The 17547-nt window shown below is 42.2% G+C and carries 17 protein-coding genes and 1 riboswitch; of the genes, 16 read left to right on the top strand and 1 reads right to left on the bottom strand.

The features are described from left to right. The first annotated feature begins 63 nt into the window (after positions 1-63). The 11 genes from FY534_RS08850 to FY534_RS08800 all read left to right on the top strand — a co-directional run bounded on the left by FY534_RS08850 (position 64) and on the right by FY534_RS08800 (position 9621). On the top strand, positions 64-525 hold the full coding sequence (locus FY534_RS08850; RefSeq protein ID WP_072874166.1) for an acyl-CoA thioesterase: 462 nt from the start codon (positions 64-66) through the stop codon (positions 523-525). Further along, positions 506-1522: an asparaginase gene (locus FY534_RS08845; RefSeq protein ID WP_203114343.1), complete on the top strand. Its 1017-nt coding sequence runs from the start codon at positions 506-508 to the stop codon at positions 1520-1522. Before FY534_RS08850 ends, FY534_RS08845 begins: the two co-directional genes overlap by 20 nt. Positions 1523-1593: 71 nt before the next feature. Beyond that, positions 1594-2880: an O-antigen ligase family protein gene (locus FY534_RS08840; protein ID WP_238413748.1), complete on the top strand. Its 1287-nt coding sequence runs from the start codon at positions 1594-1596 to the stop codon at positions 2878-2880. Then, positions 2858-4522, top strand: a complete 1665-nt coding sequence (locus tag FY534_RS08835; RefSeq protein WP_203114342.1) for a hypothetical protein — start codon at positions 2858-2860, stop codon at positions 4520-4522. Before FY534_RS08840 ends, FY534_RS08835 begins: the two co-directional genes overlap by 23 nt. Continuing rightward, positions 4509-5261, top strand: a complete 753-nt coding sequence (locus FY534_RS08830; protein ID WP_203114341.1) for a hypothetical protein — start codon at positions 4509-4511, stop codon at positions 5259-5261. Before FY534_RS08835 ends, FY534_RS08830 begins: the two co-directional genes overlap by 14 nt. A gap of 61 nt (positions 5262-5322) precedes the next feature. Then, a riboswitch (cyclic di-AMP (ydaO/yuaA leader) is annotated at positions 5323-5456 on the top strand. A 438-nt stretch (positions 5457-5894) separates the two neighbouring features. Continuing rightward, a complete protein-coding gene (rplS, locus tag FY534_RS08825) occupies positions 5895-6236 on the top strand; it encodes a 50S ribosomal protein L19 (protein WP_072874142.1) in 342 nt (113 codons plus the stop codon). A 158-nt stretch (positions 6237-6394) separates the two neighbouring features. Next, positions 6395-7285 carry a ribosome biogenesis GTPase YlqF gene (gene ylqF / locus FY534_RS08820; protein ID WP_238413472.1) on the top strand — a complete coding sequence of 297 codons (891 nt, stop codon included), beginning with the start codon at positions 6395-6397 and terminating at the stop codon, positions 7283-7285. Positions 7286-7443: 158 nt separating this feature from the next. After that, positions 7444-8082, top strand: a complete 639-nt coding sequence (locus FY534_RS08815) for a ribonuclease HII (RefSeq protein WP_203114340.1) — start codon at positions 7444-7446, stop codon at positions 8080-8082. Positions 8083-8088: 6 nt separating this feature from the next. Then, positions 8089-9006 carry a hypothetical protein gene (locus FY534_RS08810; protein WP_203114339.1) on the top strand — a complete coding sequence of 306 codons (918 nt, stop codon included), beginning with the start codon at positions 8089-8091 and terminating at the stop codon, positions 9004-9006. Then, positions 9003-9260: an EscU/YscU/HrcU family type III secretion system export apparatus switch protein gene (locus FY534_RS08805; RefSeq protein ID WP_072874138.1), complete on the top strand. Its 258-nt coding sequence runs from the start codon at positions 9003-9005 to the stop codon at positions 9258-9260. Before FY534_RS08810 ends, FY534_RS08805 begins: the two co-directional genes overlap by 4 nt. Next, positions 9205-9621 carry a YraN family protein gene (locus tag FY534_RS08800; RefSeq protein ID WP_165611978.1) on the top strand — a complete coding sequence of 139 codons (417 nt, stop codon included), beginning with the start codon at positions 9205-9207 and terminating at the stop codon, positions 9619-9621. The genes FY534_RS08805 and FY534_RS08800 overlap by 56 nt, the downstream gene beginning before the upstream one ends. 51 nt (positions 9622-9672) lie before the next feature. Here the strand turns inward: FY534_RS08800 and FY534_RS08795 are convergent, their stop codons facing one another. Continuing rightward, positions 9673-11109, bottom strand: coding sequence for a YifB family Mg chelatase-like AAA ATPase (locus FY534_RS08795; RefSeq protein ID WP_238413471.1), 1437 nt, complete (start codon positions 11107-11109; stop codon positions 9673-9675). Positions 11110-11306: 197 nt separating this feature from the next. Between FY534_RS08795 and FY534_RS08790 the strand changes: the two genes are divergently transcribed. From FY534_RS08790 to topA, 5 genes are all read left to right on the top strand, one after another. Then, the gene (locus tag FY534_RS08790; protein WP_203114337.1) at positions 11307-11690 is read left to right on the top strand and encodes a hypothetical protein; all 384 of its coding nucleotides are present in this window, start codon (positions 11307-11309) and stop codon (positions 11688-11690) included. A gap of 240 nt (positions 11691-11930) precedes the next feature. Continuing rightward, on the top strand, positions 11931-13085 hold the full coding sequence (gene sucC, locus FY534_RS08785) for an ADP-forming succinate--CoA ligase subunit beta (protein WP_072874134.1): 1155 nt from the start codon (positions 11931-11933) through the stop codon (positions 13083-13085). Positions 13086-13097: 12 nt separating this feature from the next. Continuing rightward, entirely contained in the window at positions 13098-14003 is a 906-nt protein-coding gene (gene sucD / locus FY534_RS08780) for a succinate--CoA ligase subunit alpha (RefSeq protein ID WP_072874133.1), read from the top strand. Positions 14004-14124: 121 nt separating this feature from the next. Next, positions 14125-15192 (top strand): DNA-processing protein DprA, encoded by a 1068-nt coding sequence (dprA, locus tag FY534_RS08775; protein ID WP_238413747.1) that lies wholly within the window; start codon positions 14125-14127, stop codon positions 15190-15192. Positions 15193-15438: 246 nt separating this feature from the next. Further along, entirely contained in the window at positions 15439-17526 is a 2088-nt protein-coding gene (gene topA / locus FY534_RS08770; RefSeq protein ID WP_203114335.1) for a type I DNA topoisomerase, read from the top strand. Positions 17527-17547 lie beyond the last annotated feature (21 nt).

The raw sequence follows: 17547 nt of genomic DNA, 5'->3' as shown, positions 1-17547 counted from the left end.
ACTTTCTTGAAGTGAGGGAGCCTAACAGTGAAAAGCAAGCCAGTATCTGCTTCAAGAACCGTTATGACGGACTTGGTGCTACCTCCAGATACCAATAATTATGGTACTATTTTCGGCGGGCGAGTGATGGCTTATGTGGATAAAATAGCAAGCATCGCCACAATGCGTCACGCCCGTATGCCAGTGGTTACAGCTTCTTCAGATAGCCTGGATTTTTTGGAACCTATTAAAGCTGGGGAAGCCATTCGATTGGAGGCGTTTGTAACATATACGCACAAAACTTCAATGGAAGTTTTTGTGCGTATAGAGTCCGAAAATTTGATGACTGGGCAAGTCAAACAAACAGGCGCTTCGTATTTGACGTTTGTTGCACTGGGGCCTGATGGAAGACCTGCTCCTGTACCTGGTGTGATTCCGGAAACGGAAGAGGAGAAATGGCATTATCAAACTGCGCCTGCTCGCTTTGAATATCGCAAGCAGCGTAAAATGGAAAGGTTGGCACAAAATGAGCGAACTTCTCGTTGAAGTCACACGTGGTGAAATTGTAGAAAGTGTACATCGCGGCGATTTAGTCGTGATAGATTTCAAGGGCAATCTGATTGCTTCAACTGGCGATCCTAATCGTGTTATGTTTGCTCGTTCTTCAGCCAAACCTTTGCAAGCATTGCCGCTTCTATTGACAGGAGCTGCTGACAGTTTTCAATTGTCCAGTGCGGAACTGGCTGTAGCCTGTGCTTCACATAGTGGTGAGCCGGAGCATACTGAACTTGTACAAAGTTTACTTGCTCGTCTGGGTCTTTCCGTCGATGATTTGCGTTGTGGTGTCCATGCTCCTTATCATCAAAAAACCTATGAGACGATGTTGAAAAATGGTCAAGTAGTCACCGCGTTGCATAACAATTGTTCTGGAAAGCACACCGGGATGCTTGCGCTAGCAAAATTTTTAAATGCTCCACTGGATACATATGACCAGCGCGATAACCCAGTTCAAGAGCATATTTTTCAAGTATTGCAAGCAGTTTGTGAAATAGAGTCTGACAAAGTGAAATGGGGAGTCGATGGATGCGGTGTACCAGTGTTTGCTATGCCCATTCATCGTTTTGCGCTGCTATATGCCAAGCTGGCAGAGAGTGTTAGACAGGAAAATCCGCAAGAAAAAATTGCCTGGGCTTTAAAACGTTTGGCAAGTGCTATGATGGATAATCCTAAACTTGTAGCTGGTAGCGAACGACTTTGTACAGATTTAATGATGTCAATGCCTGGCAGAGTAGTTGCAAAAGCCGGAGCAGAAGGCGTTTATTGTGTAGGATGGGTAGAAAAAGGAATAGGACTTTGCTTAAAGATTGACGATGGTAACAGCCGTGCGGTGGGACCAGTTGTAATTGAAGCGCTGAGTCAATTGCAGCTTTTAACCGCAGAAGAGAAAAATGCGTTAAACCGCTGGCATCGGCCGTCTCTCGTTAATCACAGCGGAACTTTGGTAGGAGAGATTCGTCCCGCTTTCGAACTTCAGATTCGCTGAACTTAATGGCTTTCGTGAAATAAGGGGCGGGGTTGTTCCTAATCAGTGAAACGGGAGTGAATTCTTTGTTAATGCAGGAGTCTGAGCGCGATCAATCACATCTTCCGCGCCATGCCAGGTTAGGTCTCAAGCATCACCGCGTTGCTAGATACGCCATGGTATTATACATGGCGTATCCCATTGTCGATTATGCATTGCGTCTACCGCATATCCATCCCATTGGTGTTATTTGGGATGTCGTAGTGCTACTCATATTAGCTGTTGTAGCATTGCGACGTTGGTTGGCAGGCGAAAAACCCAAATTATTTCTCTGGCAAAAATTTGCCGGCTGGTACATTCTATTCTGCTTCGCTATGATGTTTTCTAATATTGGACAACCTATTCTTGCTGTTCAAGGGTTGCGGGATGACATTTATTACATGCTCTATACTTTTTTAATGCCTTTTGTTGTCGATGAAGAAGATGTGCCAAAGTTACTTCATGTTCTTGCTTCTACCGCTGTTCTAATTGGAGCAAATGGAATTTATCAGTATGTCACCAAAGCTCCGGTCCCCCAAGCGTTTAATGACGTCAACGAACATGTTCGTACGCGTGTCTTTTCTGTATTACAGAGTCCGAATGAAATGGGCGCATTTACAGCTATGACTTCACCACTTTTAATCAGCTTAGCTATTCGTGAAACCAATCGCTGGAGAAAAATGTTTTATATTCTTGGCGCTGTCTTTTGTCTAGCTTCGTTACTCTTCAGCTATACACGAGGAGCTTGGTTAGCTTTTGCGTTGTCATTGTTGATTACCGCGCTCATTTTTGAGCGGAGATTGTTACTGATTCTTTTAGTCGTAGGTGTTGTGGCATTCTTTCTACCATCTATACATCATCGATTTGCTGATTTGTTCTCACCGGTCTATTTTCTTAAATCAGCTGAAGCAGGCCGCATTGCCCGTTGGTTAACGGCGTTTGATCATATGGCGGCAAATCCTCTTTTTGGCGCAGGCTTAGGCCATTACGGAGGACAAGTTGCTGCAACTTATCGAGGTGGAATCTACTCCGATAATTACTACGCAAAGACATTGGGCGAATCTGGATTGGTGGGGCTTGTTCTGTTTGCTGGTATGCAACTTTCCCTTCTTTATGAGCTGTATAAAAAAGTTGCCAAAGCAGCTTGGGGACGAGATAAGTTTTTAGCTATTGGAGGATTTGCAGGTATTTTAGCGGTTGTGATTCATAATTTCACAGAAAATGTATGGGAATACAATCCCATGACAGCTCTGTATTTTGCTTTTTCAACTCTCTTACTGATTTGGGGATATGGGCGGTTTGGCAAGGAGGTGCAAGATGGACAAAACATTGAAGCGTAGTCGTCGATGGCTTTGGATTGTCTATCTGCTTTGGGCGCTGTTTGTCAATGCTATGAATATTTGGGTTGTTAAACCATTGGTTGAAGATTTTGCTTTGCTTGGCGTACTGGCTGTCATCGTGATTATTGTGCTCTGGCTGACAACTATTCGCATCCAATCGCGCAAAAAATGGATTACTTTCACGCTGTTTGCTCTTTTGCTTGGTCAAGGAATTTCAAGCGTATCCTTTTATCCTACAGGGTTGCGTGTGCTTTTTACTGTCATCATGCTTCTGGGATTGTGTATTTTGGCTATATGGTTTACGAAAGCAGGTTGGAAGACCGTACTGGTTTCTGCGGCTGCAATTTTGCTGGTGAATCTATGGCTTCCCTACAGTGAATGGCCGTTTTTGACACATTTTAAGATCGTAAAATATGGAAAAATGAGTTTGATTCCTGGAGATATTCCTGCATTGCCTTGGTCGACCATTTCAACTCCGCAAGGACCTGCACTTGTCACTTTCAATCGTGTATTACCTAGCAATGCAGAACTTAGTGATTTAGCTAGTCAAGCTACAAGTAAGCCTGACTCTCTGTATAATCTTTTACAGACCGCTCAACACGAGTATGAGTTAATGGAAATACTTTCGGATCACGGCAAAGCAGTAGTTAAACCGCTACCGTTGAGTGATTTAGCTCAAGTTTCACTTTGGAATTTGGTGGCGCCTACATTCCCCTTGTCAGTTTCACATTGGAAGATTGTCAATCAACATGCCATTATGTATTTGACGGCTCCAGTTTCACCTGCCAGCGCCGCAGCATTAGGTTTAGAACCAGCCAGTTATTCAGGCAATTTTCTGGCTTTGGCTGCACAAACCTGGGAGCAAGATCAAGAGCAATGGAATCAATTATTATCTGACGCAAATGTTACACCTGCAAATCCACCCTTGCAGATTCAAGGAGGACTTTTGACCGGAAGTTGGCAAGGTCATACAGTGCAAGTTCCAGTCAAAACGCAAATTATTCTTGGTGAAGGCTCATTTACTCGACCAGGCGCCAATCAGGTATTGCTCGAAGGAGCCAATTTACTGCAAATTGTCAGTTTAACTCAAAATAAAGTAGTAGCTAGCTTCCATGCTTCGTTGACACAATCACTACCGCATGATATTGTGATTGGTCCGCTTACCAAGGGTGGACCAGATGCTATTTTTGTCAACGCTCAAAGAGCCTATATTTTGTCGGTCAATAGTGCAGGACAGTTTCGTACAGTATATGAGGCTCCCCTTGGTTCCTCGTTGCGTTTTGAAGCTGTATTACCTTCTGTTGGAAATCGAGCACCTGAAATTATCACGGATGATCCAAGTGCGATGAGAGACGTGCCAACTCGATATTTCTCTTCTTATCTATATCGAGATCATCAACTTTATCGAAATTGGCGTGTATATCGAACCAACGTTGTCAATGTAGAGCCTGTTCATTGGCAACCAGGTAAGGTTGATTTAGCTCTTTCCATATACGGAACGGGTGAATATTTAATCATTCAACGTTCGTATACGCCAGTACTCCCAGTCTCTATTGGTATTTTTATAATCATTGGTCTCATTGGCTGGGGACTGCGCTTGAATGACAGAAGAAAGCGGGTGAAAGCAGATGAAGTCCAATAAGCTATGGATTGTAGCTGCATTGCTTGGTTGTTTTGGACTGGTTGGATGTTCGCCAAAACCTCTGACCACCTTAAATCAAGTGCCACCCATTTCTTTAGCGAAAACGGATGCTGAAGCATGGCCCATCATTCAGACGGCTATTCAAAAGGGGCTTCAACTTCATCAATATCAAATTAAGGCTAGTGTTAATTTAGTTGATAATTCTATAAATCCATCATTTACCGTCTATGGTTCAGTTGAAAAACCAAATGAAGTTTCGTTAGGTGTACATGAGGGAGACACGAATATTCAATTTTTTCAGCAAGGGCAGTCCGCATTCTCGTTTGTCAATGGTCACTGGGCACCTTCTGATCCTTTGCCAAGCCCCGATGTATTTCAAACGTATGCTAAAGTGCTAGAAGGTGTAGAGAAGATGGGAACGCCTGTGTATCTGCAGCCTCAACAATATGTAGTAGACGAGTATTGCTGGGTGTTCACCATGATTGTCCCTGGTGTGGATGTGGAAAAATTAGCCACATGGGATGCGGGAGAAGTGTTTCCAGCCAGTTCGCATGTTTTAATGACGGTCATGGTCGGAAAACGCAGTGGTCAAATTCGTGAAGTAGAAACGAGTTCGGTGGGTTCTATATCGGAAGTGGGACCTATACAAATTTCTACAGACACCATTCTGTTTAACCTGAATAAAAAATACGCCAAGGTAAACATTCCTTTGTCACTTGTAAAACAATTCAAAGATTAGAGTTTATATCATTTCAGATATGCTCATCAGTTGGCAAAACAAGCAAAGAGGCATATAATAAAGTATGCCGTCGCTGAATTCCTAAGAGAAGCGGAGAACCCAATCACAGGGGTGAATCATCAGTCTTTCACTGATGTAGGGAATGCCTGCTCCCGAACCCGTCAGCTAACTCCGTAAGCGTTGCGGGCAGTTTTACAATGGTGGCGAGTAATCGTCAATTGTAACTTTTAAGAAATGCTTCTTTTTAGGAATGCCGCGATGGACTTTTCCATCGGGGAGTTGGTAAGCATGAACAAACATGCAGAGCTCCCACAGTGGGAGCGAGATATGGAGATTTTGCATCATTTGAGGAAGATGCGTTCCTCGCAGCAAGAACGGAATTCAGTTTCTAAAATGCTGGACGAAGACAAAAAGCTAAAAGTAAAGTTTTCTACTCGCACGTCTCCATCTTAATACATGCATTTTGAACAGGTAGTCGTACGACTACCTGTTCTATTGTACCATTTTATATTAGGTGAAATTTTTAAAAAATTGACCTTGATGAATTTATATGGTATATTATCGCGCGTGATCTCGACGGTCCGCTGCTTGCAAACAAGCATGAACGTCGAAGGTAAGGGAGGAAAATCCTAGATGAATTTACTTCAAGAAGTAGCGCGGGAACAATTACGTACAGATATTCCTAGTTTCCGCCCGGGAGACACGTTGCGTGTGCACGTGAAAGTTCGTGAAGGTCAGCGTGAGCGTATTCAGGTTTTTGAAGGCGTGGTCATTCGGCGTCGTGGTTCAGCCATCAGTGCTACCTATACTGTGCGCAAAATATCTTATGGTGTTGGTGTAGAAAGAACATTTCCATTACACTCTCCAAAGGTAGAAAAGATTGAAGTTATGCGTCGCGGTAAAGTTCGTCGAGCGAAGTTGTACTATTTGCGTGGATTGTCTGGCAAGGCTGCACGCATTAAAGAAATTCGCTAGTTTAAGCCGTACGCTGATTTGCGTTAGTAAAAGTAAATGCGTTAGGAAAGGGCCGGGTGGCCCTTTCTTAGTTTTCGTATTTCAGTATAGTTTCATCTGTGGTAGTTTATCGGATCTGATTTCAACAGAAAATTATATGTGATGGAAGTGAAAAGATATTGCAAACGATTCAGTGGTTTCCTGGACATATGGCCAAAGCACGTCGGGAAATTCAAGCTTCCATAAAAATGGTTGATGCAATTATTGAGTTAGTCGATGCGAGATTGCCAATGGCCAGTTCCAACCCTTTGCTGAAAGATTTAATTGGAGCACGGCCACGCTTGCTTGTGATGACTCGCAAGGATCTGGCAGATGAAAGCCAAACGAAGCAATGGTTACAGAAATTTGAACATCAAGGTATTTCAGCTATAGCTGTCGATGCGCAAACGGGTAGTCAAGTACAGCGGATTATTCCTGCTTTAGAAATGGCAGCTAAGGCTAAACGCGAACGGGAAGCGCGCCGGGGCATGCGACCACGTCCTCTGCGTACTATGGTGGTGGGTATACCCAATGTGGGCAAATCATCGTTAATCAATAGATTGGCCAAACGTTCTGCTGTAAAAACAGGTGATCGTCCGGGAATTACAAAAGCCCAGCAGTGGGTACGTATAGGTAGCATTGAATTGCTGGATACCCCTGGAGTGCTTTGGCCCAAAATAGATTCCCCTGAAGATGGGTATCTCTTGGCTATGAGTGGGGCTATAAAACCAGAAATTTTAGATCATGTAGATTTGGCGTTACATGCACTACAATTCTTAATTCGAAATTACCCGCATCTGGTTGAAGAACGATGGCAAATTGAAGCGCATTCCTATGATTCATATTCTCTCGATGAACCTGAAGGAGCGGAAGCGTTTTTAGATTTGTTTGAAAAAATGACCCGTATGAAAGGCATGTTAATGTCTGGTGCGCGTCCGGATTTAGAACGTATGGCAGAGTCTCTACTTCGTGAACTGCAGACGGGTAAACTGGGCAGAGTGTCTTTTGAATGGGTACACGGGCAAGAATAGAGTGCTGAGTAGAATGAATCAGCCATTAACGGATAGATTATTATTGATGATCTCGATAGAATAAGCAGTGTCTTTTCAATGTTAAACGGTTGCTAAGTTGATATGGCAAAATTGCTTTTTATTGAAAGGATAAAGTTTGAAAATCAAAGGTGGTGTACATGCTGGTTCGTTCTTGGCAAGTGGAACGTTGGCTTGTAGGTTCAAAACAAGTTTTACTTGCAGGAGTAGACGAAGTAGGTAGGGGGTGTTTAGCGGGGCCTGTTGTTGCAGCAGCTGTTATTTTTTCTCCAGATGTTCCAATAGCAGAACTTCAGAGTATCACAGATTCGAAAAAGTTGACCGCCAAAAAAAGAGAGGTTTTACTGGAGAAAATTCAGGAAATTGCTCTCGATATTTCAGTAGGGGCGGCTAGTGTACAAGAAATTGACCATTTGAATATACGTCAAGCTAGTTTATTAGCTATGCAACGGGCTGTTCAAGAGTTAAAATGGACACCAGACTGGGTATTGGTAGATGGAAATGATAGTTTACAAAACAGAGTGAACTCACTAACTCTGTCCGTTATTAAAGGGGATATACGATGCTTATCCATTGGTGCCGCTTCTATTGTGGCGAAGGAATGGAGAGATCGTTACATGAAAAATCTTTCAAAGGAATACCCTTTCTATGATTGGGAAAATAATGTGGGTTACGGCACTTCTCAACATCTTGATTCTATGAATATTTATGGTATTTCGCCCCATCATCGTCAATCTTTTTCTCCTGTTCAAACGATAATGAGAAATCGCGAAGGATGACTTTCCGTGAATAAAATATCTCATCCCACATCACCGTCTTCCAATATTTCATCAACTCAACCATCTGCCAAAATTTCTACTGAAAGTCGTACGATAGCTGAAAGAACAAAAAATCCAGCAACCTTGCATCAAGCGACTTCAATTCAAGCTCTTAATGAACCTGAATCGAATACGTTGCATGATTGGCCGGCACAATTTTGGAAAAGCCGAGAGATTCAGCAAGCCGAATGGGGCTGGAGAAAAGTTATCCTTGACTGGATGGCAGGGAGTATAGCCTCAGCGGAAAATGCGAGTGACCAAAAAAATGGTAGTCTGGAACAAATTATTCATCCCATGATTGAACGTTATTGGTCTATGGTAGAGCAATTGGTGAGTCAAAATGATATGGAAAAATTAGTGCGAACAGGTATAATGGACAAACCTCAAATCAGAGAGAACCGTTTTTCGTTTATTCGTACAAGAGATGGACTAGCCCAGTTTATTTCCTTTGCCAAACTGAATTTGGACGATATGAAATCTCCATGGGTACTCCCTATTCGTAAAGAAATCTTGTTGAATCGTTTTTCATCTGCAGTGGTGGTTAATCCATTTGAACGGAATGGTGCAGGTCTCCTTTCCTATTCTACGCATTCTAGCCAACGAGCAAGAGTTTTCCCATGGCGTGCGAAACGACAGACAAAGTTAGCAGTGGGTGGAAAGATTATGCATCATATGGTGCTTAACCTTGTCTATGAGCGACAGCCGGTGGTGATGCATATTACAACCTTACAACCTCTTTTATTTGTTCATATCGAAACTGGACATGAGAAATTTTTGAAGAAAATTCAATCGCTAGGCGCGGTGGTTAAAAATATTTTACAACCGTTGGGATGGGAACTGAAACAATGGTCTTATCACTTTGAAAAACCGGGTGATGCAGAGTGAAAGTCAAAAAGGCAGTTGCGTTAAGATACCGCCAACAAGTTGATGCTGCTCCGCGCGTGCTGGCTAAAGGCGTTGAACAAGTCGCTCAAGCAATAATAGACTCCGCACATCAAAACCATGTGCCGATTTGGGAAGATGAAAAATTAGTTCATTCATTATTGAAATTAGAAATTGATGATGTTATTCCTGAGGAATTATATGAGCCAGTGGCTCATATTTTGGCCTATTTATTTGCCAATGAGCGGGAATCGTGAATTAGGACAGAAAGGCGAGCGTTTGGCTAGGGAATATGTCAAACGAACCTTGGGATGGCATATTTTATCTCATAATTGGAGATGTTCTTTCGGTGAATTGGATATCATAGCACAAAAATCCAATAAAATCATTGCCATAGAAGTTAAAACCAGAAGTGCATCGTTAACTATGGGTTATAGCAATGAAGCGGCTACTACCCAGAAAATTAAAAGAATGTTCAAGCTGTTGCAATATTATTTGGTGCACGAGCAACCTATGTTCAACTCTATTGAGTTTCCTGAAATCCAGTTGGATTGGATTGATATTGTCATGTATCGAGAAGAAGTTATATCTTTTTCACATTTTACCTATGAAAATTGATTCTTGTAGTATGTGCTGTCATAGACTGGTCTACATTTAAGTTTCTTTGCTTCACCTTATGGAAGTATTGCGATAGGAAATAGCTTCTTCAAGAATGGAGTGATGTATACTTGAACTTTGCTCAAGTAATGCGATTATATGGGCTACTTTTTGAACACTGAGGACGGCTCGATAAGAAAAACGCAGTTGCTCGGCCCATTTGTCTAAAAGCTTCTTGGTAGTTTTCTCCCAGGGTATTTGTATGTTTTTATCAAGTAATTCCCTGGCTTTAACAATTCGTTTTTGAATGGTTTTGGAGGTTTCTATAGTATACGCATCATTTTCTTTATATGTTTGACGTCCTACACTGATACACAGATCGAATCTGTCTAAAAGCGGACCACGTACCGCTTTCCAATATTTCTCTCGTTGTTGAGAAGTACAAGAACATTCTCCAAATCCATACTCTCCGCACGGACAAGGATTAGTAGTTGCAATCAGTGTAAATTGGGCTGGTAGCAATTTAACTCCATTTCCTCTGGCTAAACGAATGGTCCCTTCAACTAGAGGCTCGCGAAGAGCTTGCAAGGTTGTTGAGGGAAATTCAAGCAATTCATCTAGAATCAGAATCCCATGGTGTGCAAAAGTGGCTTCTCCAGGATAAATGGGTTTGCCTCCACCAATCATAGCAGCCACAGAACATGAATGGTGGGGCTGAACTACAGGTGCCATAAGTGAATTGTTAATCTCGCGTGAATAGGCTCTGTGAATTGATATGACTTCCTGAGCTTGTAACATAGACAATGAAGGGAAAATAGAGACTGCTTGCTGTGCTAATGTTGTTTTACCGCTGCCCGGTGGCCCGATCAGCAAGGTATGCATTCTGCCGGAAGCAGCAATCTCCAAGCCTCTTTTCGCCCAATCCAATCCGTGAATGTGTGAAAAATCATTATTTGATGAAAAAGATTGAATTGGAGCAAGTAAATCCGGACTAGAGAGTTGGATTTTTTCTTGAAACCATGCTAATATTTGCCGCAAGTTGTCGGCGGATAGCCAAATTTTTGGATTTGGTAACCACTCTGCATCATGCTGATGTTTAGAAACAACAACATGATGCCACTCATCAATGCAAAAAGCTTGTGTCAACCTCAATGCGGCAGGTACAGGTCGAAGTTCACCTGTTAAAGCTAGTTCAGCAATCCAGGCTGTTTTTTGAGGGAAATTTTCAACATGTCCTGCTGCTTGCAAAATAGCCAAAGCAATGGCCAGATCTAAACCTGCCCCGCGTTTACGAATTCCAGCAGGACTGAGGTTGACAGTAATTCTTTTGTTGGGAAATTCAATTCCGGAGTTTTTAATGGCAGAACGGATTCTGGCTTTAGACTCACTCACAGTTGAGTCTGGTAGCCCAACAATTTGAAAGGAAGGTAATCCTCTGGATACATCTGCTTCTACTTCTACCGGTAAACTATCAATTCCATCTAAAACTGCACTATACGTTTTTCCCATCAATTTGTGTTAACCTCCACAACCGATATATGGACTTTGTGAATTCTGTCTACACTCTGTGTATATTTCATATATCAAAAGAGCAATGGTTTGCCATCATGTAACGGATAGTTTCAAATTATCCAGAATAACTATTGCAAGAAAGACACCGGAGAGATACCATCAGAGCAACAATATTGGTGCAGCGAGGTGAGCTTATGCAAGAGCCCAACAAGAAAACGGCTAAATCGAGGCAAGCAGAGGGTCAACGCAGCCAAGTGGTGGATTTGCGAACATTTCGTCAAAAGCGACGTCTTACCACTTGGCGAGAATCGTATTTAAAATTACCTTTTGTCCTTACGCTTCTTGCATATCTCTGTTGCGCCATTTCTGCTATATGTTCTATCGCAACTTTTTTTGTCCTACCTCATGCTGAACGCTGGGTCATATTAGCTATTTTTTTCGCCAGTATTGGTTTTATTCCAGCATTCTGGCTTTCTTTTATTCATACTGCCCGTTCATCATCCCGTTCTTTTGCTGTACTTGCTCTTTGTATGTTACTCGGCTATATTGTTTCGCTTGTTCAGGCGCATCAGTTGTAAGATTGGTTAACTGGGTAACTACTCATGGAACAAGATGGCTCGGTCAGAAAAGTTTTGTTCTTGAAAAATACCATGTAAGCTGCCTTTAGTGCAGCTTTTTTCATTGGATTCACAGACATCGTGATCGGAAAGTTGTAATTCCTTTTTTGCTGTTCTATGCTAGAGGTTGGACGTGTGCTGAACAAACACTGACATCAGTTCAGCGCGCGCTTTGTTTGAATGTTAAGGAGGCCGTGGAGAGTGAACATTCACGAGTATCAAGCGAAAGCTGTGCTCGCCAAGTATGGCGTTGCTGTTCCACAGGGTAGTGTCGCTTTTACAGTGGAAGAAGCAGTAGAGGCCGCCAAAGCGCTTGGTGGGAAAGCAGTCGTAAAAGCTCAGATTCATGCGGGAGGACGCGGTAAAGCAGGGGGCGTCAAACTGGCCAAATCTTTAGATGAGGTCAAGGCTCATGCTTCAGAGTTGTTGGGGAAGGTACTCGTTACCCATCAGACGGGACCAACTGGCAAGGTGGTCAAAAGATTATTGATTGAGCAATTGACCGATATCAAAAAAGAGTACTACATAGGCGTGGTTCTCGATCGTGCAAGTGGACGCGTTGTCATGATGGCTTCGGCAGAAGGCGGTATGGAAATTGAGGAAGTGGCCGCTAAGACACCGGAAAAAATCTTTAGAGAAACGGTCGATCCGGCAACGGGACTCAATCCCTATCAAGCAAGAAATTTGGCATTTTCTATTGGTATTCCTAACGAGTTGGTTAATAAAGCCGTCAAATTTATGACCGCTCTTTATCACGCATTTGTGGATAAAGATTGTTCAATTGCAGAAATCAATCCCTTGGTTGAAACAGGGGATGGGCAGATTATGGCGCTAGATGCAAAGTTGAATTTTGATGATAATGCCTTGTATCGCCATCCTGAGATTCAGGAACTGCGCGATTTAGATGAGGAAGATCCCAAAGAGACGGAAGCTTCTAAATTTGGACTTTCCTATATTGCTTTAGATGGCAATATTGGTTGCATGGTAAATGGCGCTGGGTTGGCCATGGCTACTATGGATACCATTAAATACTATGGTGGGGAACCTGCCAATTTCTTGGATGTTGGCGGCGGAGCAAGTGAAGAAAAGGTTACAGAAGCATTTAAAATTATTTTATCCGACAGTAAGGTCAAAGGGATTTTGGTCAATATCTTTGGCGGGATTATGAAATGTGACATTATTGCCAATGGTGTGGTAGCAGCAGCTAGACAAATTGGTCTTGATAAACCGTTGGTTGTGCGTTTGGAAGGGACAAATGTAGAGTTGGGTAAGAAAATTTTGAACGAATCCGGGCTGAATATTGTTGCTGCCGATTCGTTGGCCGATGCAGCTCAGAAGATGGTTGCTCTGGTTTAAGGAGGAAACCGAATGAGTATTTTAGTGAATAAAAATACACGCGTTATTACGCAAGGCATTACCGGTTCGCAAGGTTTATTTCATACTAAACAGGCTATTGAATATGGTACTCAAATGGTAGGCGGTGTGACTCCAGGAAAAGGTGGAAGCACTGTTGAAGGAATCCCTGTGTTTAATACGGTCATTGAAGCTGTGCGTGAAACGGGCGCTAATGCTTCTGTAATTTATGTACCGCCTGCGTTTGCGGCTGACGCTATTATGGAAGCGGTTGATGCTGAGCTAGACTTGGTGATTTGTATTACCGAGGGGATTCCTGTACTGGATATGGTTAAAGTTAAACGCTTTATGGAAGGGCGTCATACTCGTTTAATTGGTCCTAATTGTCCTGGTGTTATCACTCCTGGAGAATGCAAAATTGGTATTATGCCAGGATATATTCACACACCTGGAAAAGTAGGCGTTGTTTCTCGCAGTGGAACACTTACCTATGAAGCAGTGTATCAATTGACAGTGCGTGATATTGGACAATCTACTGCAGTGGGTATTGGTGGCGATCCAGTAAACGGAACGAATTTTATTGATGTCTTGAAAATGTTTGAGGCAGATCCCGATACGGAAGCTGTGATTATGATTGGTGAAATTGGTGGTACAGCTGAAGAGCAGGCCGCTGAATTTGTTCGTGATCACATGACCAAACCTGTAGTAGGCTTTATTGCAGGTGCAACTGCACCTCCTGGACGCCGTATGGGGCATGCTGGTGCAATTATTTCTGGAGGCAGTGGTACAGCGGAATCAAAAATTAAAACTATGGAATCATGTGGAATTCGTGTTGCTCCTACACCGTCGGAGATGGGTTCTACGCTCTACTCGGTATTGGAAGAGAAGGGATTGTTGGAGCGCTGTAAAATAAAACGTTAATGAACTATATCGATATTTTTGGAGAATTCTACTTTAAGGAGTAGAATTCTCTTTTTTATTATCGACAAAAAATATTAGCAGGGACAAGATAAAACCTTGAGGAGGGGATAGAGAATTGGATGTGAGTCAAATGTATCTAGGACTTGCCTGTGCTCCTTTCTTAATGCCAAATACAACTCGTCATTGGCTGGAGCAAGTTCCGGATGTCACCTATCTATGGCGAGCAGATATACAAGAACTTCAATCTCTCATACCTCAATATTCATACAAATTGGAAAAATGGTGTCTCTGGAGAAGGAGCATAGAAATCGAAAAGATTGAGGAAAAGCTACAGAAACAAAATATTGGTTTTATTTGTAAAGTTAGCAGGGATTATCCTATGCGTCTCCTCAATCTCTCCTCGCCTCCTATATGGCTATTCTATCAAGGAAATAAAAAACTTTTAAATCAAAAAAATGTAGGTGTGGTTGGCACACGCAGAGCATCTCCATATGGACTAGAAGCGTGTCGATGGATTTCTGGTGTGCTTTCTTTCGCACATATTACTGTTGTTTCTGGGATGGCATTAGGAATAGATGGTGAAGCTCATCAAGCGGCTTTGCAAGGTCCGGGCAAAACTATTGCTGTACTGGCTTCGGGTTTAAATATCTCCTATCCCGTAACGCATTCCAGTCTTCAAAAAAAGATAAGTGAAGAGGGGCTTTGTGTCTCCGAATATGCACCCAATGTAAGGGTGAAGAAATATCAATTTATTGAACGCAATAGGATATTAGCAGCTCTCTCGGAAAGCCTGATTGTAGTGCAAGCAGGACATCATTCTGGAGCGTTGACAACTGCTGAATTAGCACTCAATCTTGGCAGAGAAGTTTATGCGGTTCCGGGACCCATTACGAGTGTGCATTGTCAAGGAAGTAACCAATTATTATATGATGGAGCTAAACCATTGATTCATCCTGAAGAATTTTTGCTCGAAATGGGCATAGAAAAGAACAAGAGCAATCTTCATTCGTTACCAGAAAATTGGAAAATCCTTCTTCAACAACTAGAGGAACCGCTTGGCATAGATGAACTGATGAGGATTCTCCGTTGGCCAAAAGAGAGTATTTATGCCATACTGCTCGAAACGGAGTTGTCTGGGTGGGTGGAACGTCTCCCTGGAGGAAGATTCATTCGGAAAAATATTCAGTAAATCAATGGATGACGTGATTTGGTGAATCAGTTCAGTAGAATGCGTTTGCAAACAATTTTCCTCGGATGATAATATGGGTGAACCAAGACGCTCAAGAATTTTCAATAAAATAGGTTACTATCCATCTATCTAGTAAAATACATTTTCGTGTTTTGTCTTAGATTTATAAAAGATGCTACTTTAGTCATTTTTGCAGATACTTGTTTGGATAAAGTATTGTAGTTGGCCCACGAAGGAGGAAACGGTTTGGCGGATTATTTGGTCATTGTTGAATCGCCAGCCAAAGCGAAAACAATTGGGAAGTATCTTGGCAAAAAATATACAGTGAAAGCTTCAATGGGACATGTTCGAGATTTGCCGAAAAGTCAACTTGGTGTTGACGTAGAACATCATTTTGAACCGCATTATATTACTATTCGTGGAAAGGGAGATGTCATTAAGAGTTTAAGGGATGCCGGAAAAAAAGCAAAAAAAATTTTTCTGGCTGCCGACCCGGATCGAGAAGGTGAAGCGATTGCCTGGCATCTTCAAAACATTCTGGATATCCCAGAAGATACTCCTTGTCGGGTTGTTTTTCATGAAATTACCAAAGATGCTATCAAGGCCGCTTTTCAGGAACCAAGAAAATTGAATAAAGATTTAATTCATGCGCAGCAAACTCGCCGGATACTTGATAGATTGGTAGGATATCGACTGAGTCCACTTCTGTGGAGAAAAGTAAAAAAAGGATTGTCTGCAGGAAGAGTACAGTCGGTTGCTGTTCGACTCATTGTGGATAGAGAGCGCGAGATTCGCGCTTTTCAACCTGAAGAGTATTGGACGGTTGATGCCAATCTAACGGTAGGTCGACAAAAATTTATTGCTCGTTTTTATGGTTACGGGAATGAAAAAACTGTTTTGCAAAATGAAGCAGAAGTTAAGAAATTGCTTGAACATGTTAAAGATCTACCTTTGGTGGTTTCACGCATTAAAAAAACAGATCGAAAGCGCAATCCAAGTGCACCCTTTATTACCTCGTCCTTACAGCAAGAAGCAGCTCGCAAACTCGGTTTTCGGGCTTATAGAACTATGGCTATTGCCCAACAACTCTATGAAGGTTTAGATGTTGGAGATGAAGGTACAGTTGGTTTAATTACTTACATGAGAACTGACTCAACCAGAGTTGCTGAATCTGCGCAGAATGAGGCTGCTCATTGGATTGAGCAGCGCTACAGAAAAGATTATGTTCCTTCTGAGAGAAGGCAGTATACATCCAAAGGCGTTACACAGGATGCGCATGAAGCGATAAGACCTACGTCTGTTTTACGTGATCCAGAGTCTCTTAAGCCTTATCTTTCTAAAGAACAGTGGAAGCTTTATAAATTAATTTGGGAGCGATTTGTAGCCAGTCAGATGGCTTCTGCTCAACTTGAGACTACTTCTGTAGATCTTTTGGCTGGAGAAGCTGTTTTTAGGGCAACTGGTTCGGTTGTAAGATTTCCTGGTTTTATGGCTTTATATACTGAAGGGCAAGATGATGTATCTGAAGATGAAATGAAGATGTTACCAGCCTTAAAAGAAAATCAATCTTTTGATAAACCGGATTATGTTCCGGAACAGCATTTTACTCAACCACCCCCGCGATATTCTGAGTCAAGCTTAGTCAAGGCTATGGAGGAATTAGGAATTGGTAGACCGAGCACATATGCTCCAACTATGGATACCATTTTAAAACGTGGTTATGTTGTTTTGGAAAATAAACGGTTTGTACCTACGGAATTAGGAGAAATTGTGGTTGATTTATTGATGAAGAATTTTCAACAATTAATTGACGTGGATTTTACTGCTCAATTAGAGTCTGAACTGGACTTGGTTGAGGAAGGTAAAGCGGAATGGGTCAATCTTCTGGAAAATTTCTATAAAGAATTTGAGAAAGAACTTTCTGAGGCAGAGGCTTCTCTTGAACATGTACAAATTCAAGATGAAGTTTCAGATGTGCAGTGTGATAAATGTGGACGAATGATGGTGTATAAAACGGGGAGATACGGTAAGTTTTTAGCTTGCCCTGGTTTCCCTGAATGTCGTAACACCAAAGCGCTGGTGAAAGAAGTTGGGGTTAATTGTCCAAAGTGTGGCAAACCGCTTGTAGAAAGGCGAGGTAAGAAAAAAGTTTTTTATGGGTGCACAGGATATCCTGATTGTGATTATGTTCTTTGGAATAAACCAACGGGTCAGGATTGTCCTGTCTGTGGATATCCAATGATTGAAAAAACATCGAAGGGTAAGACGTGGATAACTTGTAGTAATGAGTCTGCGCATCCTTCTGTGGAGATTGTTGGCTCTGTTCCTAAATGATTGTAGACTATAGCGAATTAA

This window comes from Alicyclobacillus sp. TC (genome assembly GCF_016804365.1).
GTDB classification, from domain to species: Bacteria; Bacillota; Bacilli; order Alicyclobacillales; family Alicyclobacillaceae; genus Alicyclobacillus_I; species Alicyclobacillus_I tolerans.
Note: the sequence above shows the minus strand (reverse complement) of the source record. Positions and strands in the feature narration are given on the sequence as shown.

What these genes read in the sequence shown, in the direction of transcription:
- FY534_RS08850 (WP_072874166.1), top strand. Translation starts at nt 64, where the DNA reads ATGACGGACTTGGTGCTACCTCCAGATACCAATAATTATGGTACTATT.
- FY534_RS08845 (WP_203114343.1), top strand. Translation starts at nt 506, where the DNA reads ATGAGCGAACTTCTCGTTGAAGTCACACGTGGTGAAATTGTAGAAAGT.
- FY534_RS08840 (WP_238413748.1), top strand. Translation starts at nt 1,594, where the DNA reads ATGCAGGAGTCTGAGCGCGATCAATCACATCTTCCGCGCCATGCCAGG.
- FY534_RS08835 (WP_203114342.1), top strand. Translation starts at nt 2,858, where the DNA reads ATGGACAAAACATTGAAGCGTAGTCGTCGATGGCTTTGGATTGTCTAT.
- FY534_RS08830 (WP_203114341.1), top strand. Translation starts at nt 4,509, where the DNA reads ATGAAGTCCAATAAGCTATGGATTGTAGCTGCATTGCTTGGTTGTTTT.
- rplS (WP_072874142.1), top strand. Translation starts at nt 5,895, where the DNA reads ATGAATTTACTTCAAGAAGTAGCGCGGGAACAATTACGTACAGATATT.
- FY534_RS08815 (WP_203114340.1), top strand. Translation starts at nt 7,444, where the DNA reads ATGCTGGTTCGTTCTTGGCAAGTGGAACGTTGGCTTGTAGGTTCAAAA.
- FY534_RS08800 (WP_165611978.1), top strand. Translation starts at nt 9,205, where the DNA reads ATGAGCCAGTGGCTCATATTTTGGCCTATTTATTTGCCAATGAGCGGG.
- FY534_RS08795 (WP_238413471.1), bottom strand. Translation starts at nt 11,109, where the DNA reads ATGGGAAAAACGTATAGTGCAGTTTTAGATGGAATTGATAGTTTACCG.
- FY534_RS08790 (WP_203114337.1), top strand. Translation starts at nt 11,307, where the DNA reads ATGCAAGAGCCCAACAAGAAAACGGCTAAATCGAGGCAAGCAGAGGGT.
- sucD (WP_072874133.1), top strand. Translation starts at nt 13,098, where the DNA reads ATGAGTATTTTAGTGAATAAAAATACACGCGTTATTACGCAAGGCATT.